The sequence below is a fragment of the Pseudomonas sp. HP_08 genome, from assembly GCF_055284095.1.
Genome location: NZ_JBTOQC010000054.1, coordinates 1 through 22898, shown reverse-complemented (window position 1 = coordinate 22898; position 22898 = coordinate 1). Strand labels below are relative to the sequence as shown.

At 60.3% G+C, this 22898-nt stretch carries 21 protein-coding genes and 1 pseudogene; 11 read left to right on the top strand and 11 right to left on the bottom strand.

Annotation, left to right across the window (positions count from 1 at the left end; translation table 11 throughout):
• Nucleotides 1-10: 10 nt before the first annotated feature.
• Together ACYAS9_RS30460 and ACYAS9_RS30455 are read right to left on the bottom strand one after the other, a co-directional pair.
• Nucleotides 11-1255 carry an NAD(P)/FAD-dependent oxidoreductase gene (locus tag ACYAS9_RS30460; RefSeq protein WP_463572222.1) on the bottom strand — a complete coding sequence of 415 codons (1245 nt, stop codon included), beginning with the start codon at nucleotides 1253-1255 and terminating at the stop codon, nucleotides 11-13.
• 4 nt (nucleotides 1256-1259) lie between these two features.
• Nucleotides 1260-2678, bottom strand: a complete 1419-nt coding sequence (locus tag ACYAS9_RS30455) for an aminotransferase-like domain-containing protein (RefSeq protein ID WP_463572221.1) — start codon at nucleotides 2676-2678, stop codon at nucleotides 1260-1262.
• Nucleotides 2679-2917: 239 nt separating this feature from the next.
• Between ACYAS9_RS30455 and ACYAS9_RS30450 the strand changes: the two genes are divergently transcribed.
• From ACYAS9_RS30450 to ACYAS9_RS30430, 5 genes are all read left to right on the top strand, one after another.
• On the top strand, nucleotides 2918-3883 hold the full coding sequence (locus ACYAS9_RS30450) for a substrate-binding periplasmic protein (RefSeq protein ID WP_463572219.1): 966 nt from the start codon (nucleotides 2918-2920) through the stop codon (nucleotides 3881-3883).
• A gap of 46 nt (nucleotides 3884-3929) precedes the next feature.
• Complete coding sequence (locus ACYAS9_RS30445) at nucleotides 3930-4706, top strand: amino acid ABC transporter ATP-binding protein (RefSeq protein WP_463572218.1); 777 nt, start codon at nucleotides 3930-3932, stop codon at nucleotides 4704-4706.
• 2 nt (nucleotides 4707-4708) lie between these two features.
• Nucleotides 4709-5389, top strand: coding sequence for an amino acid ABC transporter permease (locus ACYAS9_RS30440; protein WP_463572217.1), 681 nt, complete (start codon nucleotides 4709-4711; stop codon nucleotides 5387-5389).
• 1 nt (nucleotide 5390) lies between these two features.
• Nucleotides 5391-6038, top strand: a complete 648-nt coding sequence (locus ACYAS9_RS30435; RefSeq protein ID WP_463572216.1) for an amino acid ABC transporter permease — start codon at nucleotides 5391-5393, stop codon at nucleotides 6036-6038.
• A gap of 109 nt (nucleotides 6039-6147) precedes the next feature.
• Nucleotides 6148-6624 (top strand): nuclear transport factor 2 family protein, encoded by a 477-nt coding sequence (locus ACYAS9_RS30430; protein WP_463572214.1) that lies wholly within the window; start codon nucleotides 6148-6150, stop codon nucleotides 6622-6624.
• Between the two features lie 2 nt (nucleotides 6625-6626).
• Here ACYAS9_RS30430 and bdcA read toward each other — a convergent pair whose 3' ends face one another.
• Both bdcA and ACYAS9_RS30420 read right to left on the bottom strand, forming a co-directional pair.
• Nucleotides 6627-7340, bottom strand: a complete 714-nt coding sequence (gene bdcA / locus ACYAS9_RS30425) for an SDR family oxidoreductase (protein ID WP_463572213.1) — start codon at nucleotides 7338-7340, stop codon at nucleotides 6627-6629.
• Nucleotides 7341-7360: 20 nt separating this feature from the next.
• Nucleotides 7361-8557 carry an MFS transporter gene (locus ACYAS9_RS30420; RefSeq protein ID WP_463572212.1) on the bottom strand — a complete coding sequence of 399 codons (1197 nt, stop codon included), beginning with the start codon at nucleotides 8555-8557 and terminating at the stop codon, nucleotides 7361-7363.
• A 121-nt stretch (nucleotides 8558-8678) separates the two neighbouring features.
• Here ACYAS9_RS30420 and ACYAS9_RS30415 point away from each other — a divergent pair, with 121 nt between their 5' ends.
• The gene (locus ACYAS9_RS30415; RefSeq protein ID WP_463572211.1) at nucleotides 8679-9281 is read left to right on the top strand and encodes a TetR/AcrR family transcriptional regulator; all 603 of its coding nucleotides are present in this window, start codon (nucleotides 8679-8681) and stop codon (nucleotides 9279-9281) included.
• A 17-nt stretch (nucleotides 9282-9298) separates the two neighbouring features.
• Here the strand turns inward: ACYAS9_RS30415 and ACYAS9_RS30410 are convergent, their stop codons facing one another.
• A complete protein-coding gene (locus ACYAS9_RS30410) occupies nucleotides 9299-10132 on the bottom strand; it encodes an MmyB family transcriptional regulator (protein ID WP_463572210.1) in 834 nt (277 codons plus the stop codon).
• Nucleotides 10133-10251: 119 nt separating this feature from the next.
• Between ACYAS9_RS30410 and ACYAS9_RS30405 the strand changes: the two genes are divergently transcribed.
• Nucleotides 10252-10584, top strand: a complete 333-nt coding sequence (locus tag ACYAS9_RS30405) for a DUF2834 domain-containing protein (RefSeq protein WP_463572208.1) — start codon at nucleotides 10252-10254, stop codon at nucleotides 10582-10584.
• Nucleotides 10585-10598: 14 nt separating this feature from the next.
• On the opposite strand, the gene ACYAS9_RS30400 is transcribed toward ACYAS9_RS30405, so the two are convergent.
• From ACYAS9_RS30400 to ACYAS9_RS30390, 3 genes and pseudogenes are all read right to left on the bottom strand, one after another.
• Nucleotides 10599-11294, bottom strand: coding sequence for a tRNA (adenine(22)-N(1))-methyltransferase (locus ACYAS9_RS30400; RefSeq protein WP_463572207.1), 696 nt, complete (start codon nucleotides 11292-11294; stop codon nucleotides 10599-10601).
• A gap of 86 nt (nucleotides 11295-11380) precedes the next feature.
• Nucleotides 11381-12094 (bottom strand): methyl-accepting chemotaxis protein, encoded by a 714-nt coding sequence (locus ACYAS9_RS30395; protein ID WP_463572456.1) that lies wholly within the window; start codon nucleotides 12092-12094, stop codon nucleotides 11381-11383.
• 417 nt (nucleotides 12095-12511) lie between these two features.
• A pseudogene (locus ACYAS9_RS30390) lies at nucleotides 12512-13027 on the bottom strand (MCP four helix bundle domain-containing protein); the annotation flags it as partial.
• Nucleotides 13028-13243: 216 nt separating this feature from the next.
• Between ACYAS9_RS30390 and ACYAS9_RS30385 the strand changes: the two are divergent.
• Complete coding sequence (locus tag ACYAS9_RS30385; RefSeq protein ID WP_463572205.1) at nucleotides 13244-15223, top strand: hypothetical protein; 1980 nt, start codon at nucleotides 13244-13246, stop codon at nucleotides 15221-15223.
• On the opposite strand, the gene pdxR is transcribed toward ACYAS9_RS30385, so the two are convergent.
• Nucleotides 15184-16668: a MocR-like pyridoxine biosynthesis transcription factor PdxR gene (pdxR, locus tag ACYAS9_RS30380; protein ID WP_463572203.1), complete on the bottom strand. Its 1485-nt coding sequence runs from the start codon at nucleotides 16666-16668 to the stop codon at nucleotides 15184-15186. The genes ACYAS9_RS30385 and pdxR overlap by 40 nt on opposite strands.
• Nucleotides 16669-16767: 99 nt before the next feature.
• Here pdxR and ACYAS9_RS30375 point away from each other — a divergent pair, with 99 nt between their 5' ends.
• Nucleotides 16768-17391, top strand: coding sequence for a LysE family translocator (locus tag ACYAS9_RS30375; protein WP_463572202.1), 624 nt, complete (start codon nucleotides 16768-16770; stop codon nucleotides 17389-17391).
• A 16-nt stretch (nucleotides 17392-17407) separates the two neighbouring features.
• Here the strand turns inward: ACYAS9_RS30375 and pcaF are convergent, their stop codons facing one another.
• Complete coding sequence (pcaF, locus tag ACYAS9_RS30370; protein ID WP_463572201.1) at nucleotides 17408-18613, bottom strand: 3-oxoadipyl-CoA thiolase; 1206 nt, start codon at nucleotides 18611-18613, stop codon at nucleotides 17408-17410.
• A gap of 26 nt (nucleotides 18614-18639) precedes the next feature.
• Nucleotides 18640-19998: an MFS transporter gene (locus ACYAS9_RS30365; RefSeq protein ID WP_463572200.1), complete on the bottom strand. Its 1359-nt coding sequence runs from the start codon at nucleotides 19996-19998 to the stop codon at nucleotides 18640-18642.
• Between the two features lie 283 nt (nucleotides 19999-20281).
• Here ACYAS9_RS30365 and ACYAS9_RS30360 point away from each other — a divergent pair, with 283 nt between their 5' ends.
• Both ACYAS9_RS30360 and ACYAS9_RS30355 read left to right on the top strand, forming a co-directional pair.
• Nucleotides 20282-21559, top strand: a complete 1278-nt coding sequence (locus tag ACYAS9_RS30360; RefSeq protein WP_463572199.1) for an OprD family porin — start codon at nucleotides 20282-20284, stop codon at nucleotides 21557-21559.
• A gap of 15 nt (nucleotides 21560-21574) precedes the next feature.
• Nucleotides 21575-22414, top strand: a complete 840-nt coding sequence (locus ACYAS9_RS30355; protein ID WP_463572198.1) for an alpha/beta fold hydrolase — start codon at nucleotides 21575-21577, stop codon at nucleotides 22412-22414.
• Nucleotides 22415-22898 lie beyond the last annotated feature (484 nt).

Below are 22898 nucleotides of genomic sequence, written 5' to 3'. Positions count from 1 at the left end.
ACTGTATCGTTTAAAATCGGCTGACCGAGAAGTGTTGCAGCCAGTCAGGCGCGTTTCCTGCAATGCATTGCGCTACCAGTTCTCCAGTTGCGCCTGCCAGAGTCAACCCGAGGTGTTGATGGCCAAAGGCATAAATCACTCGGGGATCATTTGGCGAAGGCCCTATCACCGGCAGGGAATCTGGAAGGGATGGGCGGTAACCAATCCATTGACGTGCCACTGGTGCAGTGATGCCCATGACACGACGGACGTGGCGCTCCAGATAGTCAAATCTTTTAGGGTTCGCGGGGTCTTTGATTGAGCCTAGCTCGACAGTGCCCGCGACCCTCAGGCGGCCCTCCATCGGCGTCATGTAAAATGCGCTCTCGACAGGGCAGCAGGGTCTGCTGACCAATGGCTGATCCATATCAAACTCGATGTGATACCCACGCTCTGTATCCAGCGGGACGCGGTCACCCAGTTGGGCGGCCAGCAACGCTGACCATGCGCCACTGCATACAACGATTCGGTCTGCCTTATAGGTTTCACCGCCGGCGCCGGACAGCGTCACACCGTCTGCCTGCGACTTAATTCCCGTGATGGTGGCCTTGATGAGTGAGCCATCGGCGACCAGAGGAGCTGCAAGTGCCTCGATGAACGCTTTGGGGTCGTTCATGTGGGATGAGTTCGGGAACATCAGGCCTGCGACAGACTTGCCTTCCAGTGCAGGCTCCATTTGGTCGACTTCTGAAGCCGTGAGCACTTGCTGAGCAATCCCCAAGGCATGGCGCCATTCGATGGCTTGCCGGGCGCCTGCAAAACCGGCATCCGTGCCGTAGCTATAAAGGCATCCGTTGTGGCTCAGACGCCGATTCGCTTGCGGGCACTCATCCAGAAGTGGCGCATAGCCGGTGTAAACGTGCTGGAGAATCTGGTGCAAGGCTTTTGAGTTCGCCTCGAATCGTGAGGTTCTGCATTCGTTCAAAAACCTGAGCAACCAGGGCATCAGTTTGGGCAGCCGGGCCCAGTTGATTACGAAGGGTGACTCGGATGAGAACAGTAGCGACGGCAGCGACGCAAGTATCGAAGGCTGAGCGATAGGCATCACGCCATAAGGCGCCAACGTTCCCGCATTACCAAACGATGCGCCCGAAGCAATGGAGTCGCGCTCGATCAGTAAAACCTTGTAGCCCTGACGTCGGAGCCACAAGGCGGTTGAAACGCCAACAACTCCGGCCCCAATGACGGCCACATCACCGTTGATACGCTGAGTCATCTGTTCAGATCCGGTTGTGCATGTAGAGGTGACCCTGCCGGGCGAGCTGGCTGATCACTTTCAACGCTTTAACAAGGTGCTCTCGGGAAAGAGCGGCCGAGATATTGATGCGCACCGCTTGAGGTGAAAGCTCGGACCTCAGCGTGAATGCGCCTGCGGCAAGCAAGATCACGCCTCGTTCCTGGCACAGGAGCGCAAAGCGTGAGCCAATCCAGGGTTCAGGCAAAACGAGCCATGCATGAGTGCCCGTGGGGCTGTTCTGAAACTCCAGGCCATCCAGATGTTCTGCGAGCAATGACTGGCGTTCGCGTAACTCTTCCTTCTGCTCGGTAACCAGTTGTTCCGCGTGACCTTCTTCGATCAATTTCGCCGCAATCAGCGATGTCAGCGGAGATGTGCTCCAGCAATCGATTCGTTGCATCGTCGATATGTCCTGGACCAGATGCGGCGGCGCAAGAACGAACCCCATCCGCAGCCCTGGCGCAATACATTTTGAAAGAGCAGAAATATAGATCGTCCTGTCCGGCAGCAGGCTCACAAATGGAGGTGGAGAGCTATCCAGCAAAGGGCGATATACATCGTCCTCAATCACCAGAAGGTTGGTCGTGCGGATCACAGCGGCCAGTTCTTCCCTGCGCTCCAGGTCCAACGTGATGGCTGTTGGGTTCTGAATGGAGGGGACCAGAAAAACAAGGCGCGGATCATATTCGTCGCATGCGTTTTTCAGGGCCTCTGGTGACATGCCCCTGGCATCCCCATCGACGCCGATCAGCACCAGGCCAAGTGACCGGCACAGGGCGTTGATCCCCTGATAGGTCACGCTATCGGCCAGCACCACATCGCCTGCATTCGCAAGGCTTCTAAGGGTGCTTGCGATTCCATGCTGGGCGCCTTCAACGATCAGCATGCGTGATGCTTGCGCGGGTACGCCGGTATGGCAAAGCCATTGGGCAGCGGCTTCACGGGCCCAAAGGGGACCTTCTGAAGGATGGTAATCCTTCATATCGATGAAGCGCGGATCGGTGTGGAGCCGAGGTAGCAGCGCGGCTAAAACCCGATTGAATCCAGTTGTCGCGGGTCGGTTGACGCTCAGATCGACCGTGTCCGGATCATTGCTCGGCGCGGACTGGAATTGAGCGGCGGGATGGCGAGCAAGTGATACCTGCGTTCCGCGACCAGGACGGCTTTGCACCAGTCCTTTCTGCTGAAGGACTGCCATGGCCCGGGTCACGGTGGTGATGTTGAGCCCGAGTACGCTTGCGAAGTCCCTGTGCGGCGGCAAACGGTCACCCGGCTGCACCTTACCGCTCTCGATAGCTTGTGCCAAAGCGTCTGCAAGCTGCGCATAGAGCGTCTCGCTATTGCCGCGCTGCAAAGCGGCGCTGGCTTTCAGGTCGTCCAGTAATTGATCAGATGCATTCACGGCGTGCTCTTCCCTATTGTCATGCTTGTAATGCAACAAACGAGACAACTAACAATGTTGTAGTGATTTTTATCCGATAAAACGACCGTTGACAAGCAAAAAGACTCTCTTTAAGGTGGATATTGTAATGCTTGTCATGGTTACAAACAAAAAGACCGGCTGCTACGTCCAGCTTGAATCGAGACCCACGTAACAATCGAACCCATTCTGCCAAGCTCATCATTTTTCGTAGGTGATCTATGTCTGACTCAACATTTGTTACGCAGGGCTTCTCCAGGCGCGGCTTTCTCAAAGCGACTGGCTACGGTTCAATGGCTGCTATTGCATTGGGAGCCTTGGGCCCTGTGTCCAAAGTTTTCGCTGCGGGTGAGCCAATCAAAACCATTCGTCCTGGCTACCTGACGGCGGCATGCCTCGGGGAAATGCCATTGGGTGCGATGCGGGACGGAATGCCAGTGGGTACCGACCTGGAACTGCTCAAAGTCATCGCCGACCGATTAGAACTGAAGCTGGATGTTCAGACTATGGGTTTCCCTGCGGTGGTTGAGGCCGTTCGCTCGGGTCGTGCCGATTGGTTCGGCGGCAACTTCGCCTGGAACCCCATGCGCTCGAAAATCCTGCTCCTGACCGACTCGGTTTTCTACACCAGCGCCTACCTGCTGATGCGTGAAGACGAGCCTTTCACCACATCAATGACCGTGGATGACCTCAAGGGTCGCACCATCGGTAGCTACACCGGCTATTTCTCGATCCCTGACATGAAAAAAGTGCCGGGTGTGAAAGAGGTCAAGCTGTACGACGGCACTGATGCCTGCCTTCGTGACGTCCGGGCCGGACGCCTTGATTTCGCTGTGCTGGACGCCCCGACAATCGACTACATGATCCTTCAGGACCCAAGCCTGAAGCTTAAACAAGTCCCCATCGTTTTCGATGAAAAATACCCGGCCCTGACCGGTAAGTTCGAGGCGATCTGGGGCATTCATCCGCAAAACCAGGACCTGTTCGATGCCGTGAACCAGGGTCTTCGCTGGATGAAGTCTACCCATCAGATCAAGCCTATCCTCGCCAAATACGGCATCAAGAATGACGACTACCTTGTGCCGATGGCCAAAGATGGTCGACTCGGCGTAGACCGGGATGAGAAAGGCAATGTTATCGGTCCGTTCAAGCACGAACCTCGCGACTTTAGCCAAGCCTTCGCCTGAAACGGCGCTGTTTTAACACCTGTCTCATCACTTACGGATAACGCTCATGGCTGTATTGAACCCACTGGTGCGCGTCGAGGGATTACACAAATCCTTCGGTAGTTTGAACGTACTCAAAGGCATCGACCTTACCGTGCAACAGGGCCAGAAGATTTCGCTCATTGGCCCCAGTGGGTCCGGCAAGACCACGTTACTTCGCTGCATCAATTATCTGGAGGAGCCCACTCAGGGCAGTATCTACCTGGATAACGAGCTGATCGGCCAGCGGCTCGTGGGTAACCGCAAGGTGCCCATGGGAGACAAGGACCTGGCCCGTATGCGTGCCGAGATGGGCATGGTCTTCCAGCGCTTCAATCTGTTTCCACACCTCACCGTCCTGGAGAACATCATCCTGGGCCCCATGAAGGTACAGAAGCGCGAGAAGAGAGAGGCCATCGATCATGCTGAAGAGCTTTTGAAGAAGGTCGGTATGCTGGCCAAGCGTGATGCCTACCCAGAGCAGCTTTCTGGCGGGCAGCAGCAACGGATCGCAATCGCACGCTCGCTGGCAATGCGACCCAAGCTGATGCTGTTTGATGAGGCGACTTCGGCGCTCGACCCAGAACTGGTCGGTGAAGTGCTGAACGTGATGCGAAGTCTTGCGGATGAAGGAATGACGATGATTATCGTCACTCATGAAATGCGCTTTGCTGAAAGCGTTTCTGATCAGGTGGTGTTCATGGCCGATGGGAACATCATTGAGCAAGGGCCTCCCCGGCAGATTTTCCATGACAGTGAAATAGAACGAACCCGCTCGTTCATTCGAGCAGTTCAGGAGCACTGATCATGGTTGATAGCAGTTCCTTCGGCAAAGCCTTCGAGATGTTGCCGTATTTCCTGAATGTGCTCGGCATCGGCGCATTGACCACCGTCGGGCTGACCCTGGCTGCTTTCATCGTCGCCGCAGTGCTAGGTTTTTGCCTGGCATTGATGCGGCTTTCACGCCACCGCACGCTGGGTTTTCTCGCCAGCTGTTACCTGGAGGTATTTCGCAATATCCCGATCCTGACACAGCTGTTCATCCTGTATTTTGGCCTTACCTACATAGGCATCACATTGCCTGCCGTCGGCGCCGCGATCATCGGGTTCGGGCTCAACGGCGCAGCGATCCTGTCCGAGGTTTTCAGGTCCAGCATCAAGACTATCGACAAAGGACAGGCGGAAGCTGCGTATTCCATTGGAATGACTCGAAGCATGGCGATGCGCATCATCGTGCTGCCGCAGGCTTTCAAGATTTCCATTCCAGGCATGGCGAACTTTGCCATCGGCCTGCTCAAGGACACCTCACTGGCATCCGCTGCGGCGGTTCCAGAGATGACCTTCAAGGCAAAAATGCTGGTGAGTGAAACCTATCAAACCAACCTTATCTACTTTCTGCTGGCGATCATCTACCTCGCGCTGAGCCTGTTCATTGCCTACTGGGCCTCTCGCACCGAGCGCCGCCTGAAAGTCGTCAAGGAGAATTGAGATGGGATACGGCGAACTGTGGGATGCAACCCACGTAGAACTCCTGGCGGCCGCACTGGCTACCTTGCAGATGGCAATCGGTGCACTGGTGATCGGCTTGATTGCAGGGCTGGCCCTGGCGCTGGCCAGACGCTCATCAAGCGTTCCACTGAGGCGGGCGGCCTCGATCTATATCGAGATCTTCAGAGGAACGCCCGCGCTGGTACAGCTGTTCATCATTTACTTCAGCCTCACGGCCGTGGGGATCGAGTTCAGTTCGTTCATTGCAGCGATTATCGGTTTAGGACTGAATGCTGCTGCCTACCTTGCGGAGATCTACCGTGCCGGTCTTGAAGCGGTGCCCAAGGGCCAGGTTGAAGCAGCCAAGGCCATCGGCATGCCACGGGCGCAGGTGATGCGTTGGGTCGTACTCCCTCAAGCCATCAGGATCGTTCTCGCGCCTATTGGCAACGTCGCGATTTCGCTGCTGAAGGACACCTCCGTCGCCTCACTGATCGCGGCACCCGACCTGATGTTGAGGGCACAAGATCTCAGCGCGGTGTACTTCATGCCGCTGGAGACCTACATCCTGGTGGGCGCGATGTATTTCGCCCTGTGCTTCCCGCTGTCTCTGGGCGTACGATTCCTGGAACGCAAGGGCAAGCGCTGACAACACGGTGCTGATCTGCTGTGCTGTACCGGCACAGCACGAGGACGGCATCCAGCCTGTGGTGCCGGACTTGTAACCACTGACCTTTCACCCACCGGGAGCCAGCACGATGTCTACCCCTGAAATCCTTCAACCTGTTCCGCCCTTCACCCACGAATCGGCCACGCTGAAAGTGCGCCTGGCCGAAGACGGCTGGAACAGCCGCGATGCCGCCAAGGTGGCCTTGGCTTACACCGTGGAAACGCAATGGCGTAACCGCGCCGAGTTCGTGAACGGACGTGCCGAGGCGCAGGCATTTTTGCAGCGCAAATGGAACAAAGAGCTCGATTACCGTCTGATCAAGGAACTGTGGGCGTTTACCGATAACCGAATCGCCGTGCGTTATGCCTACGAATGGCACGACGATTCGGGTAACTGGTTCCGCTCTTACGGCAACGAGAACTGGGAGTTTGACGAAAACGGCCTGATGGCCCATCGGTTCGCCTGCATCAATGACCTGCCGATTCAAGAGTCTGAACGCAAGTTTCGCTGGCCCTTGGGCCGTCGCCCCGATGATCACCCGGGGCTTTCGCAGCTGGGTCTTTAGGCCTACGCCGCAAACCCGCCGTCCACCGTCAGCGCAGCGCCGGTGACCATGCCTGCATTGGGCCCGGCCAGCCATGCCACCAGGGCTGCGACTTCGCCACCGGTGGCGTGGCGTTTGATGGCCATGAAGCTGTGCATGGTGTCTTTCATCGGGCCATCGGCCGGGTTCATGTCGGTGTCGGTCGGGCCGGGTTGCACGACGTTGACGGTGATGCCCAGCGGGCCAAAGTCGCGCGCCAGTCCCTTGGCCATGCCGACCAGCGCGGCCTTGCTGGCGCTGTAGGCCGACAGGCCCTCGATGGGCACACGATCGGCGTTGGTTGAGCCAATGAAAATAATCCGCCCGCCGGTGCGCATGCTGCGGGCGGCCGCAACGGCGGCGTGGTATGGCGCATTTACGTTGATATAGAACAATCGGTCGATATCGTCGGGATCAAGGGTCAGCGGATCACCCGCGACCAGAATGCCGGCGTTGATCACCAGCACATCCAGCGGGCCCTCGGCTTCCAGGGTCTCGAACAGTGCTGCCCGGTCCATGTTGTCGAGTTGCAACGCCCGGCTGCCGGTTTCCTGCGCCAGTTGCCGGGCGGCGGCTTCAGAACTGGACCAGGTGAAACTCAAGGCGCCGGCGTTGGGCGCCAGGGTCCGCACGATGGCGGCACCGATGCCACGGCTGCCGCCCACTACCATTACGCGTTGGTCACTTTGCTTGTTCATGGTGTTTCCTCAGGTTCATGTCAGTGAGTCACGACGGCGCCATGGCGGCTGCCGGAGGTAAATCCGTGGCGATGCGCCGCTGATGTAAAGCCGAAGGCAATCAGAACCAGCGCCAGCACCGCCCAGGGGAACGACTGCACGCCGAAGGTTTCCAGCAAGGCGCCACCGGCAACGCCAGCGGCGGCAATGGCGCTGTTCCAGACCACCACGTTCATCGACAGGGCGTCGTCGGCCTGTGGTCCTGCGCTGTCGGCCAAAGCGGTTTGCAGCAGCGTAGCGGCACCGCCGAAGCTCAGCCCCCAAATCAACGTACCGCCCAGCAGAATGGCCGGCGATGGCGCGGCCAGCGCGAACAGCAAGGCAACCAGGGCAAAGGCCGCCAGGCTGGTCAATACCGCCTGGCGCAGGAAACGGTCGACCAATCGCCCGGTGATATAGATGCCCAGCAGGGAGGCGGCGCCGAAGGCCAGCAGCACCTTGTCGACGTGTTCGGCCAGCCCCGATTGCGCCGCGAAAGGCGCGATATAGGTGTAGAGGATGTTGTGCGCCAGCATCCAGCTGACCACCACCGCGAGGATCGGCCGAATGCCCGGCAGGCGCAGCACGCTGAACACCGAGCGGCGCTGACGGGTGTCTTCACCCGGATAGTCCGGCACGCTGAGCAGTATCCAGACGATCAGCCCCATGGCCATGAACGTCATGACCCCGAATGCCATGCGCCAGCCGAGCAGGTTGCCCAGCCAGGTGCCGGCGGGCACGCCCAGCGACAGCGCAATCGGTGTGCCGACCATGGCAATCGCCATCGCCTTGCCTTGCTGGGAGACATCGACAATGCGCCGCGCGTAGCCGGCCAGCAGGCTCCAGGCCAGACCCGCTGCAGCGCCGGCGCCAAAGCGCGCCACCAGCGTCAGCGCATAACTGGATGACAGTGCCGTCAGGCTGTTGAAGACCATGAAGCCCACCACGGTGGCGAGCAATACCCGCCGCCGCGACCAGCGCCGGGTGGCCACGGTCAGGGGAATGGCCGCCAGCAACGAGCCGAGCGCATACAGGGTGACGGTTTGTCCGGCCAGGCTGACCGGCACGTCAAGCCCGGCGCTGATGGCGGGCAACAGGCCGGCGGGCAAGGTCTCGGTCATGATGCAGATGAAACCTGTCATCGCAAAAGCCAGTAGCGCGCCGATCGGCAGCCTGGCGGGTGATGGTGCGGGGGTCATGAACATACTCCAGAGTTATATACTGATCGATATATATGTAGCCATCATCACCTCAGGCTCGTCAACGACTTTTGTATCGATTAGTATTTAAGTCCCTTCCCTTTCAGGATGACCACCCGCCATGGCACAGATGGGACGCCCCCGCCGCTTTGATCGAGACCAGGCCGTCGAGCAGGCCTTGTTGCTGTTCTGGGAGCACGGTTATGACGCGACATCACTGAACCAGTTGAAAGCCGGCATCGGCGGCGGCATCACAGCGCCGAGCTTTTACGCCGCCTTTGGCTCGAAAGAGGCGTTGTTTCATGAGGTGGTCGAGCGCTACATGAGCAGCTATGGCCGTGTGAACGATCCGCTGTTCGAGGAAGACATGGGACCTCGCGAGGCGCTGGAAACCTCCTTGCGTCAGTCGGCGGCCATGCAATGCGCGGCCGGCCATCCCAAGGGCTGTATGGTCGCGCTCGGCACCATGAGTGGATGCGTGCCGGCCAGTGCCGAGGTGGCGGCACCACTGACCCGCGCCAGGGCCCGCACCCGCGTCGGCATACGCTTTTGTATCGAACGCGGCGTGGCCTACGGCGAGCTTGAGGAAGAGACCGACATCGATGGGCTGGCAGCGACGTTCGAGAGTTTCATGCTGGGTATCTCGCCCATGGCACGCGATGGCGTGGCGCTGGAGGTTATCGAGCGCGCGATTGAGTGCGTGATGAGGCTTTGGCCACGATAAATTAGTTTGATAACACCTTATGGCGTTTCTGCATGGCCTTTCAAATTCTGGCGGAATTGCTCATAGGCCTGGGTCATGACTTCCCAGGTTCTGGCATCGGCAGGAATCAGGTGCTCGATACGCAGCGATTCCATCGTGATGTCCAGAGGCATGCCAAATGTTGTAAACGTTGACATGAACGTCAGTTCCCCGTGCCTTGAATCAAGCCGCGTCAGCACCAACGGAGGAGGTTCGTTTGTCATGGTGGAAGCCTCTTGAGGCGTGGGCAGCGTTTGCAGAAGCCTGGCGAGCTGCGGATTGCTCAACGCCTCTCTCGCAGCCCTTTGCCAGGCAATCAATCGGATTTCCTCGACGTTGTTGAGGTGGTCGCCCAACCCTCCTGGCTCCAGCAGCGTCACTAGCAGATTCAGCCCTTCTGCTGCATCGGCGCTAAGGCCGACCAGATCGAATAGCACTCCAGTGCTGGCGTTGGCTGCCAATACCTCCCACTGACTCCCCAAGACAACCGCCGGTGCGGGGTTATTGGCATGAAGCAGGTGAGTAATGGCATCACGAACGGCCTCCATGCCTGGCGAAGTCAGAGGCGTTGCCTGATAGCGCGGTGCATAACCACTCGCAAGAAAGACAGTGTTGCAGTGCTCCAGAGGCGCATCGAGTGCCATCAGCAGGTTATGCAGCGTGCATGGGCCAGGCCTGGCGCGGCCGGTCTCGATGCAACTGAGGTGGCGCTGAGAGATACCTGACATCAAGGCGAGGTCGAGCTGGCTCAGTTTTGCCTGACGTCGCAGCTGACGCAACTGCTCACCGGCAGGGGTTGAGGGTGTGGCTCGAGGAAAAGGTCGGGTGCTCATGGTTCGACTCTGACGGCGTAAATTGGCTGAGTCCATGACCTGTGAGGTCATTGATCCAGTGGTGACCCTATCACCACACTTGTCAGTGTTGATCATCGTTTCTTGCTCAAGGAGGACAAATGAAAAGACCCTACCTGTCACTTGCTACGCTGGTGGTTTTTTCCTTGTATACGGCGGGCACTCTGTTCGTTGCCGAGCAATCGCTCATCGACTTCGGCATTGAGCTCATCTCCAGCCCGGACACTGCCCAGGTAGTCATCGACCTCTATCTGCTCGGTGTCCTCGCCTGCATCTGGATGTATCGGGACGCTCGCTCCAAAGGCCGGTCTCTGGCATCGGTGGTGCCTTACTTCCTGATAACGGCAGTCTTCGTATCGATTGGCCCGTTGCTCTATCTCGTTGTTAACGGATTCGCCAGGAAGAAACTGCCGTTGCGCAGTCACCCCGGCTAGATCAGGGGCGCCGATCAGCCCAACAACCCGCTAATCCACTGCACCTGACACTTGAGCGCTTGCAGCTTCTCTTCAGGCACCGCTTGCCGGGCGTTTTCCAGCGTCGCCAGCACCTTGTGCTTGTGCTTCAACTTGCGCTGCCACTTGGCTAAAAACGCCGGGCTGCGAGTCTGTATTTGCAGCGGGCCGAAGTACAACTCTTGCGCGCTGTAAGCCACCGGCCCGCTGCGTTCGGCGACGATGATTTCGTAGTCGAAGCGGTTTTCGCGCAACACTTCTTCGCTGAGAATCCGGTAGTCGTTGTCCATCAGCCATTGGCGCAAGGGCTGTTCGCCGCCGTTGGGCTGCATCACCAGGCGTTCTTCGCCGCTCAGGCGCGCCTTGCCGCTGGCGAGGATGTCGCGGATCGTCTCGCCGCCCATGCCGCACAGGCTGATCACGGTGATGCCGTCGTCGGGTTCGATGGCCGCCAAACCATCGGCCAGGCGCACGGTGATGTGCTGTTCAAAGCCGTTTTCGCGCACGCTGCGTTGCGCGGCATGAAACGGCGTCAAGGCCAGCTCACCCGCCACCGCTGCGATGATGACGCCGCGGCGCATCAGCGCCACCGGCAGATAGCCGTGATCCGAGCCGATATCGCCCAGCCGTGCGCCGGCCGGCACCTGCGCCGCCACACGTTCCAGGCGCATCGACAAAGTCTGCTCGTTCAACTGCGGCTCCTTTTCAAAGGTCCGGCAGTGTCAGCCGGATCGGGGCGCGACTGTAGCGGGCGGTGCGCTGTATTTCAAATCGGCTCTCATGCGGCACTGACCTTGAACATAGCGACCTTGTCGGACAGACGACTGGCCAGTTGCGCCAGTTCGCCGCTGGCCGAGGCGACCTGAGACGAGCCGGTGGCGGTGTGCACGGTGAGTTCATGGATGTGGCTGATGTTTCTCGACACATCATCGGCCACGCTGCTTTGCTGCACCGCCGCGCTGGCGATCTGCGCATTCATGTCGTTGATGGCGCCCACTTCGTGGCGAACCTTGGCCAGTGCCGCCTGCGCATGGCGGGTCTGGTCCACCGTGCGGCTGGCCAGTTCGCAGCTGTCGCGCATGGTCTGTGCAGCCGCCTCGGTGCCGCTTTGCAGGGTGCTGATCATCTCGCGGATTTCCTGGGTCGACTGCTGGGTGCGGTTGGCCAGCGAGCGCACCTCGTCAGCCACCACGGCAAAGCCGCGACCATGCTCACCGGCGCGAGCCGCTTCGATGGCGGCGTTCAGCGCCAGCAGGTTGGTTTGTGCGGCAATCGAATTGATCACCTCGATCACCGTCTCGATCTGCTCGCTGTCGCGCGACACTTTCTCGACGGTGTCAGTGGTCTGGGTCAGGGTCGCAGCCAGGGCTTCGATGGATTGCGAGGTGTCGGCCACCAGTTGGTTGCCACTGGCGACTTCGGCGTCGGCCAGTTGCGTGGCGCTGGCAGCTTTCAAGGCATAGCCGGAGACTTCGCTGACGGTCGAGGCCATTTGCGTGATGGCGGTGGCGACCTGCTCGGCTTCACGGGTCTGGCGGCTGATGTGCTCGTTGTTCTGCGATGAAGTGGCGGTCAGTTGCGCCGACGCCTGGCTGACTTCCTGCGCCGCCACGCGCACTTGCGTGATGGTTTCCGACAACTGCCCCAGCGCCGCCTTCAGTACGCCCATCACACTGGCCGGGTAGCGCGTGCTCAGGGTTTGCTGCAAATCACCGGCCGCCAGGCGCTCGATGGCCTGGGCCACTTCGGTCGGTTCCGCGCCCAGGGTCGAGCGGATGAAACGAATGATCTGCGTGGCCAGCAAAATGCTCAGCAGCAAGGCGACACCGGTCGCCAGCAGCATCAGGCCACGAAAGGCACTGGCGGTGGCCTGCACATCGTTGAGCTGGGTTTTGATCGACGCCTCTTCAGCGTCGATCAGCGTATTGATGCGCTTGAGCCATTCGCTGTACAGGCCCGAAGTGCGCTGCAGCAATAACGCCTGGCTGCCGGCAATATCGCCGGCCTGGCGCAGATCAAGCAGCGTGCGCGAAGACGCCAGGGTTTGCTGTTCGATGTCCTTGATGGCGGCCAGCAGGGTTCTTTCTTCGGCGCTGACGCTGCGGGTGCTGAACAGCTGGTCCATGGGCGCGGCCGAGTCGGCGTAGTCTTTTTCCAGACGGGCGATGTCTGCCAGATGGCGCGTCAGGTCCTGCGGGTTATCGACCAGCACCGCGTCGCGAATGGCAATGGCCCGGTTGTGTACGCTGCCGCGAAAGTTGATGGCGTAGCGCTGGACCTTGGCGGCGTTGTCACTGACGTTGGCCAGCGTGCTGTCGATATAGCCGACGCGCTGAATACCTACGGCGGTGATCAGCACCAGCAGCGAAACGATGGCCGCAAATGCGAAGCCGATGCGTGTCGAGAGGGCAAGAGGTTTTTTCATTCGCAGGGCTCAGTGGAAGTCGACAGGGAAAACACTCGATATCAAATTGATATCTCACGCCGGGCGACGTTAAGCCAGGGAGGTGAAAAATGCCTAATTAATATTGCCGGTGTTGCTGATAGTTAACGGTAATGGAACGCCTCGCACAGAGGCAGGCTTGATCCGCTGCAAGCAGTCATGTTTCCCTCTGAGGCTTCAAGCAGTGATGCGAGCCCGATGAGTATTGAGCAGAACTACCCGCAAGAGTGGGGTGAACACCTTGGCGCCGGGGCGTCGGTAAAGGCCCAGCAGCACATCACGCCCAAGGCCTTCAACACCTTGCTGTTCGAAACCATGGACGGGCAAACCTTCGAGCAATTGTGCTGGTGGCTGTTGCAGAAGGACCACACCCTGGCGGGCTGTCAGCGCCTGGGCCACAAGGGCAATGTGTCGCAGCACGGCATCGATATCTTTGCCTTTGATCGTCTGCACCGAAACCGTCTGGCTGTATTCGAATGCAAATGCTGGCATCGATTCGGCCCCGCCGACCTGACCCAGACCGTGGATCGCTTTCTGCTCAATGAATGGGCAGACGTCGCCGGACGCTTCACCCTGATACTGGCGCAAAGCTCGATCAAGTCGCTGGACCGCGCCTGGGTGGCGGCGCATCAAAAGCTGTCGGCACGCGGTATCGAAGCCGACCTGTGGACCGCCGAGCACCTGACCGAAAAGCTCAAGGACGCTCCCGATGTGCTTACCCGCTTCTTTTCGGGCCCCGACATTCAGCAGTACTGCAACCACTGGATGCAGAAAGTCGGCTTTCACGACACATTGCTCAAAGCCATTACCGACCCACGGCAGGAAGTTTCTGCCCTGGCGCAAGCGTTTCTGGCCAAGGGCGCGATCCTCGACGAGGAGCTCACGACCCGTTACAGCAACGGCCGGCAATGGTCATTGCGCCAGCCCTGGATCGACGTCTCGGCCTTTCTGCCCAGTGCCGAGGAATATCAGGGGTCAGCGCTCATTTCGATCAAGATGCCAGACACTGAAGGGGTCATGGTGGTTCTGGATCAACCCTGGTTGCTCAAGCGCTTTCTGGGTAATCAAGGCGAACCTCTGTTGCCGAAGGTACGACCGTTTCTTCAAGGCGTGACCGGTACGCAACGCAATAACCACATCATCGACCTGAAAAACTGCCGGTTCCTGCTGCCCCGCCAGGCCGCCGAAGCGGTGGCCAGTGTCGCGGACGAGTTTTCGCAGGCCTACCTCCAAAGCCTGCGTGAAGTCGAGGCGCAGTGGCAGTCGCAGAACTTTCCGTTGGTGAAATGGATGGGCGCCCGCGTGGTGCTCTGCAAGGTCAAGCCGTGGGTCTGGAATGCGCTGCTCGAATTCGCCCATGTTCATGACACCGATAACGGTACGTCCGAATGGCACATGTTTCACAACACGCATAACCGATTGATGCCGGTGTCTGCCGCCGGTTACCACGGGGTGATCTTCGGCGCAAACATCGCTGAATTTTGTCACGGCGATGAGATAGCCATCCTGTGGGAGCCGCAGAGTGCGCAACGCTGGCCATTCGATAAAGCCGGCTGGTCGTGCATGACCACCTATCGATGGCTGACCAACGACCTGTTGCCTGCCGTGGGCCGCTGGCGGGCACGGCACATCGGGCGCTATTGGCGCAACTGGCTGCACCCGTTGGCCACCCGCCGAGAAATGGCCCGCGAGGTGCAATTCTGGAACAGCACCGAAACGTTTACGGATGTGCGCAGCGTGCCGCTGGTCGAGGCCGCGCATTATCGAGCGCTCGGCACCATTCAGACCCTGCAGGCGCTTCAGGGGTTTTACATCAGCAGCTCAAGCAACCGAGCCTGGTTTACCCCGCCGCAACGGGCCGGGCTGTATGAGGCGCTGTCGGTATTGCTTGACGGAGGCCGTGGCCATCTCGGTTACCTGACCTCAACGCTGAGCATCAGCACGCCGTGCAATGATCGCGATGCGCTTCGCGCAGCCGTTGGCGATCTGATCAGGCAGGTGCAGGTCGAGCCAGACCTTGATGTCGATCATGTACTGCGCGCCATGCTTGAAGCCGCGGGCGACAGCAATGACTGGATAACCGCAACGGCACGCGAAACGATCTTCGAAAAGCTCATGCCGTTCATGGCGTTCCATGATCAGCAGTTATTGATCGAGCGGCACAGCGAATACCTGTAAAGCAGTTGGCCCAGCTTTTGTGCAGCGTTGCGGGCCTGGGCGCGGGTGAGCGCGGCAAAGCCCACGACAAAGGCAGGTTCAAGCTGAATCTGCCGGCATGATTGCCGGAGCGGTTGCAGCAGCACGCCGGATTTTGCGGCTTCGTCGATCAGGGTCTGTTCATCGTGCTCAGGCGACAGCCAGAGGATCAAGTGAAACCCCGCGTGCTCACCGCTGATGCGATAGCAGCCCGGCGCTTCAGCCTTCAGGGTGTCCAGGACGATGTCGCGCAGGGTCTGGTATTCCTGGCGCGCGCGGCGCAGATGCCGCAAAAAGCCCGGACCGCTCATGAACTGCGCCAGACCCAGTTGCTCCGAAACCCCGACGCTGCGACCCACCGTGCTCCAGAGCGCCAGAATGCGAGTGTGCAGCACCGGTGGCGCCAGCAAGTAACCCAGCCTCAGGTTGGAAAACAGCGCCTGATTGAAGCTGCCGCAGTACACGACCCGGTGCATGGAGTCGATGGACTTCAACGCCGGCAACGGCGCCGCCTGGTAATTGAATTCGCTGTCGTAATCGTCCTCGATGATCCAGGCGTCATGACGCTGCGCCCAATTCAACAGCTCCAGTCGGCGGGTGGCCGACATGATCACGCCCAGCGGCGATTGATGAGCCGGGGTCACATACGCCAAGCGACAATTGTGCGGCTCGACCAGCCCGCGCAGGTCGAGCCCTTGATCATCGATGGGCGCATAGCGAAGTGTGGCGCCCGCCTCTTCGAAGATCCGGTGTACCGCCGCGTAGCCTGGGTCTTCAACGCAAACATGATCGCCAGGCCCCAGTAAGCAGCGCGCAATCATATCGATGCCATGGCGAATGCCGTTGGTGATGAGCAACTCATGCGCCTGACAATCGATGCCGCGATGCTGACGCAAATAACGGGCGATCTGCTCGCGCAAGGCCAATGAGCCTTGTGGCTCGGCGCTGCACATCTGCTCAGGCTGCATCGCCGCCATGGCGCGTTGCAAATGCATCGCCCATTCGGCCGGGGCGATCAGCAGCGGGTTGGCCAGCCGCGCTACAAACGGCACGCCCACTTGCGCCCGCAACCCGTCACGCTCGTGCGGCTTTTGCAGGGGCGGTGGATCAAGGCGGGTGGCGCGAGCAGCACTGACCGCCTTCAAATAGCTGTCCGGAATCACGGCGCTGACACGGCTGCCGGAACCGACCTGACGGGTGATGTAGCCCTCCAGTTGCAGGCGCTCGAAGACACTTTCCAGCGTGCCCCGCGCAATCGCCCAGCGTTGCGCGAGCTGCCGTGTCGACGGCAACCGGTCACCCGCCTGCACCAGGCCTTTGAGAATCGCATCGCGCAGGGCGAGATAAGCGCGCTCTTGCTTGGTCGCGCCAGTGCCATCGGCGGGCAATGGAAGCTCCAGCGCCAGCGTCACTTTGCCCTTGCTCATAATGGTCCATACCTGAATGGCTTATATGGCACTGCTAACCATACCAATTGCGCCGTAGTGTAGCGGCATCTCTGCAGTGGGTTCAGCCAAGGGTTTGCCATGTCATTCACGGACTATGTTTTATTCGCCTTGATCGCGATTGTTCAGGTGGGCTCGCCGGGGCCTTCGACGATTTACCTGATCAACAACGCGCTGGTCTATGGCCCAGGCCGGGCGGTGTGGATCCTCACCGGGGATTTGCTGGCGATTGCCGTACTGGCAGCCTGCGCACTGTTAGGCATCGATGCCGTGCTGGTCGCCCATCCGGGCGTGTTCATGGCCATCAAACTGGCCGGTGCGGCGTACCTGGTGTGGCTGGGTATTCAGCAGTTTCGCCTGGCACAGGGCAATGGCTTGCCCACTAAACAGCCGGCACTGCCGGAGCGCCTGTCGGTGCTGTGGGGCAAGTCGTTTGTGGTAGGGATCAGCAATCCAAAGGCGATTCTGTTTTTTTCGGCCTTGCTGCCGCAATTTGTCGGCAACCCGCAGGAATCGAATCTCGGCACATTAGTCGGCCTGATTGTGCTGTTGCTGCTGATCAAGCTGCTGGTGTCAGGCACCTATGCGCTGACCGCAAAGAAGATGGCTGACCGTCTGGCCAGGCCCGGCGCCGCCGTGTGGGGCAAGCGGATCACCGGGCTTGTGTTGGTGACTTTTGGCGTGGTGATGGGCAGCACGACCTAAGGCGCTGCTTTGCGATTTACACCCGCACCAGCGCGATGGCCAGGCCCTGCCCTACCCCCACACACATGGTTGCCAGACCGTATTGCTCACCGCGCGCTTCAAGGGCGTGAACCACGGTCATGACCAGGCGTGCGCCGCTCATGCCCAACGGATGCCCCAGGGCGATGGCGCCACCGTGCGGGTTGACCTTCGGGCTGTCGTCCGCCAGCCCCAGCCCGCGCAGCACCGCCAGGCCCTGGCTGGCAAAGGCTTCGTTGAGTTCGATCACATCGAAATCGCCAATGTGCATTTCCAGCCTGGCCAGCAGCTTTTGCACGGCAGGCACCGGACCGACGCCCATGACCCTCGGCGCCACGCCGGCACTGGCCATGCCCAGCACTTTGGCGCGTGGGGTCAGGCCGTACTGGGCGACGGCCTCGGCTGAAGCCAGAATCATGGCGGCGGCGCCATCGTTGACGCCCGAGGCATTGCCGGCCGTGACGGTTTTACCAGGGCCGTTGACCGGCTTGAGGCCTTGCAGGGTCAGCAAGGTGGTTTCAGGCCGCAGGTGTTCGTCCTGATCGACCACGATTTCGGTTTTTTTGCTACGCACCGTGACCGGCACAATTTCTTCAGCAAAAAAACCCGCTTGCCGGGCGGCGGCTGCGCGTTGCTGGCTGCGCACGGCAAACGCATCCTGATCGGCACGGGCGATGCCGAACTGCTCGGCGACGTTATCGCCGGTCTCGGGCATCGAGTCCACGCCGTACTGCGCCTGCATCAGCGGGTTGACGAAGCGCCAGCCGATGGTGGTGTCTTCCAGCTTCATATTGCGCGAGAAGGCGGCGTCGGCCTTGCCCATCACGAACGGTGCCCGCGACATCGACTCGACACCGCCGGCAATCACCAGCTCCATCTCGCCGCTGGCAATGGCCCGAAACGCCGTGCCTACCGCATCCATGCCGGAAGCACACAAGCGATTGAGGGTGACGCCCGGCACCGATTCCGGCAGCCCGGCCAGCAGCGCCGCCATGCGTGCGACATTGCGATTGTCTTCGCCGGCCTGGTTGGCGCAGCCGAGAAACACCTCGTCGATCTTCGCCCAGTCAATCGAAGGGTTGCGGGCGATCAACGCCTTGATCGGCACGGCCGCCAGGTCGTCGGCGCGCACGCCCGACAAGCCGCCGCCAAAGCGGCCGATCGGGGTGCGCACGGCATCACAGATAAAGACATCACGGGTCATCAGGGTTTTCCTTGTGGGACCGTTATTCAGGCGCGCGCAGCAGATGGCGTGACCGCCACAGGCTTGCCCGCTTCAGGCGGAGTACCGAGCACGATGGCGGCGGCACCGGCAAGCATCAGCAATCCATAAGTGACCTGGGATGCGGCCAGGCTGCCGGTGGCTTCGATCAGCCAGCCGACGATCACCGGCAGAAACACGTTGCCGATACCCGACAAGGTGGTGACAAGGGCGATGGCGCCGGCAGCGGCCTTGCCGGTCAGCAGGCTGCCCGGCAAAGTCCAGAACGGACCAGTGGCGCCAAGTACCGCCGCAGTCGCCACGATCAGCAAGGCCACCGAAACACCGGTAGAAGGATGCACCAGAGACAGCGAAAGCCAGCCGATAGCGGAAACGCTCAGGCAGATCGCAACATGCCAGCGGCGCTCCATGACTTTGTCGGAGTGGCGGCCCACCAGAAACTGCACCACGATACCGACCAGGAACGGCAGCGCCGACAATAGGCCGACGTGGAACAGGTCGGTGACGCCGGTGCGCTTGATAATGGTCGGCACCCAGAAGGCGGCGGCCACCGCACCGCTGAACACCGCCAGCGCAGTGAACGCCAGCACATACACACGGCGGTCTTTCAGCGCATCCAGCAACGAATGGTGTTTGTCGGTGGTGGCGGCAGCGTCTTTGGCCAGTTCGTCCTTGATGACCTGCTTCTCTTCGGCGCTGAGCCATTTGGCCTCGGCGGGCGAGTTATCCAGCAGCAGATAGGCGATCACGCCCATGACGCACGCCGGCAGGCCGGCGACGATAAACAGCACCTGCCAGCCCTTGAGGCCGAACGTGCCGTCCATGTGCTGCATGATCGAGCCGGCGAACGGCCCGCCTAGGATCCCGGCCAATGGCAGTGCCGCCATGAACAGCGCGGTGACGCTGGCACGGCGGTGACGCGGCACCCACAGGGTCAGGAACAGCAGCACGCCGGGAAAGAAGCCGGCCTCGGCGGCGCCGAGCAGGAAGCGGAAAATGTAGAACTCGGTCTGGCTGTCCATCAAGGCAAAGGCCGCGCAGGCCATGCCCCACAACACCATGATGCGCAGTACCGTCTTGCGAAAGCCGATGCGTTGCAGCATCAGGTTGCTGGGAATCTCGAACAGGATATAGCCGATGAAGAAGATCCCGGCGCCGATCCCATAGACCACTTCGCTGAAGCCCAGGTCCTGCATGAACCCCAGACGGGCAAAGCCGATAACGTTGCGGTCAATCAAGGCCAGTACGTAGCAGATGATCAACAGCGGGAGAATTTTCCACTTGACCCTGGCGAAGGTCCGGTCGGCGAATTGCGCCTCGGTCTCCACAGCGGTGCTGATTTTTGCATCCTGACGGACTGTGTTCATCGTAGGTAACCCTGTTGTTTTTATAGGAGGCGCCAGCCTGGGGTCGTCGCCCCTGTCGGTGTCCTTCGCGGGGAAAGACAGCTTGACGCATTCGAGCCACCTCAAGGTAGCGGCAGCGAATCGATTTAACGCGTCGGCCCCTATAAAAGTCAATAGGCCATTTGTATGACCTATTGACTTTTAAATGCACTTATCCGGTAATGCTCGCCAGCTCTGCGTGTGCGCGGCGTTCCCACGCTATCGCTCAGGCGGGCTCCGATACGACGAATTCAGGCGAATAACAATGACAATAAAACTCCGCAAAACCGCCCTGGCTCTTGGGGTGGTGAATGCCTTGGCGTTCAGCGCCGCGCAGGCCGATTTTCTAAAAGACGGCAAGGCCTCGATCGACACCCGCAACTTCTGGTTCAGCAATGATTACCGCGAAGACCCAGGCCAGAACAAAGCGCAGGAATGGGCACAGGGCCTGACGTTCAAATACCTCTCCGGCTTTACCGAGGGCGATATCGGCTTCGGGCTGGATGCCGCGCTGATGGTCGGCATCAAGCTCGATTCCAGCCCCGACCGCAGCGGCTCAGGGTTGCTGGCCCGCGATGCACAGGCGCGCAGCGGTGGGCCGAGCTATTCCAGGCGTGCCCAGGACGAATACTCCAAGCTGGCGCTGACCGGCAAGGTGCGGCTCTACCGCGACACCGTTGTGCAATACGGCGCCCTGACGCCGAGCCTCGGGGTGCTGCAACCCAGCTCCACGCGCTTGTTTACCCAAGGGTTCGAGGGCGCGCAGGTCACCAGCAAGGCCTTCGACAAGCTGACCCTGTCGGCCGGGCGACTGGACAAAGTGCGCCAGCGAGACTCCACCGATTACCAGGACATCAGCATCGCCTATGCCAGCGGCCAGTACGTGCAGACCTCAGGCGGCAATGCCTTCAATTTCGCCGCCGTGGACTATCAACTCAGCCCGCAGCTGAACCTGACCTACAACTACGGCCAGCTCGAAAACGTCTACGGCCAGCATTACCTTGGGCTCAAGGCCAAGGTGCCGCTGGGGCCGGGCAATGTGGTCGGCGATATGCGCCTGTTTTCTTCCAGCGACATCGGCGGCTCCGAGGCCGGGCGTATCGATAACCAGGTCTACAGCGGCATTGCCGGCTACAGCCTGGCCGGCCATACGCTGCAAGGCGGCTATCAGAAGATCAAGGGTGATGGCGCCTTCCCGTTTCTGGACGGCACCGCGACCTACCTGCTGACCGAACTGATGGTCACCAATTTCACCAAGGCCGAGCAGCGTTCGTGGCTGCTGCGCTACGACTACGACTTCTCGGCCATCGGCGTGCCCGGCCTTGCGTTCACCCTGCGCTATGTGAAGTCCGACCAGGCCGAGGTGGTGCGGGTCGCCTACGAAGGCAAGGAACGCGAGCTGGACACCGACCTGGGCTATGTCGTGCAAAGCGGCACGTTCAAGGATCTCGGTGTGCGCTGGCGGCATGGGGTGATGCGCAATAACTACACCCGTGACAGCGACCAGGATCGGCTGATCGTCGATTACACCTTCAAATTCTGAAACGGACTGACGAACATGACCTGTATTCGCACATTGAGCCTGAGCGGTCTCATGGCCCTCACGCCGCTGGCACTGGCGGCGCAAATGGACCACAAATCGGTAACGACGCCGCAGTCGACGATTGCTTACTCCGTGCAAGGCGCCGGCCCTTTGGTGCTGCTGATTGCCTCGACCGGGCGCGGCACCGCCGAATTCAGCCCGCTGGCCGACAGGCTGGTCGAGCGCGGCTACCGGGTCGCGCTGCCAGAGCCACGCGGCATTGGCGGTTCTCACGGGCCAATGAAAGGCGCGACCTTTCACGACTTCGCCAATGACTTTGCCGCCGTCATCAATGCCGAAGGCGGCTCGGCGATCGTTGCCGGCCACGCCTACGGGCAGTGGATCGCCAAGACCCTGGCCGCCGATCACCCGGCCCAGGTCAAAGGCGTGGTCCTGCTGGCCGGCGGCGCACGCAAATGGCCGGCCGAATTGTCCGATGCCATCACCCTGATCAACTCCCCGACCGCCACCCGCGAACAGAAGCTGGCAGGGTTACGCCTGGCGTTCTTCGCGCCGGGCAATGACCCTGCTCATTGGCTGGAAGGCTGGTACCCGGCAGTCACTGAAAGCCAACGGGCCGCGCGTACGCTGACGCAGCAAGACCGTTGGTGGGCCGGCGGCAGCGCGCCGATGCTCGACCTGCAAGCCGGCGCCGACCCGTTCCGCCCGGAGAGTTCGCGCATGGAGGTCAAGGAAGAGTTCGGCGAGCGCGTCACCGTGCGCGTGGTGCCGAACGCCAGCCACGCCCTGCCGGCCGAGAAGCCCCGCGAGACCGCCGATGCGATGGCCGACTGGGCCGATACGCTGGGCAAGTGACCTAAAAAAACCGGCGAAAGCCTAATGCCGATCAGTTAAGCGCAACACCCCCCTGTAGGAGCGCGCTTGTCCCGCGACCGGCTGCGTTAGCAGTCGTAAATCTTCAGCGTTTCATCAATTTTTGTGAGCGCTTCGCACTCAGTCGCGGGCAGAGCGCGCTCCTACCAGTTCGGTGCCAGACGGAAAATGGGTAAGAGCCGCCTTGACTGATCGGCATCAGGCAAAAGCCGGTTTTTATGCCTGCCGCTTAGCGACCGACAAACACCGGCTTGCGTTTCTCGACCAGCACACAACACCAGCCACGCCCTGCCGGCCGAGAAACCACGCAAGACCGCCGATGCAGATACGCTGGGCAAATGACCCAAAAAAACGTCGAAAGCCTAATGCCGATCAGTTAAGCGCAACACCCCCCTGTAGGAGCGCGCTTGTCCCGCGACCGGCTGCGTTAGCAGTCGTAAATCTTCAGCGTTTCATCAATTTTTGT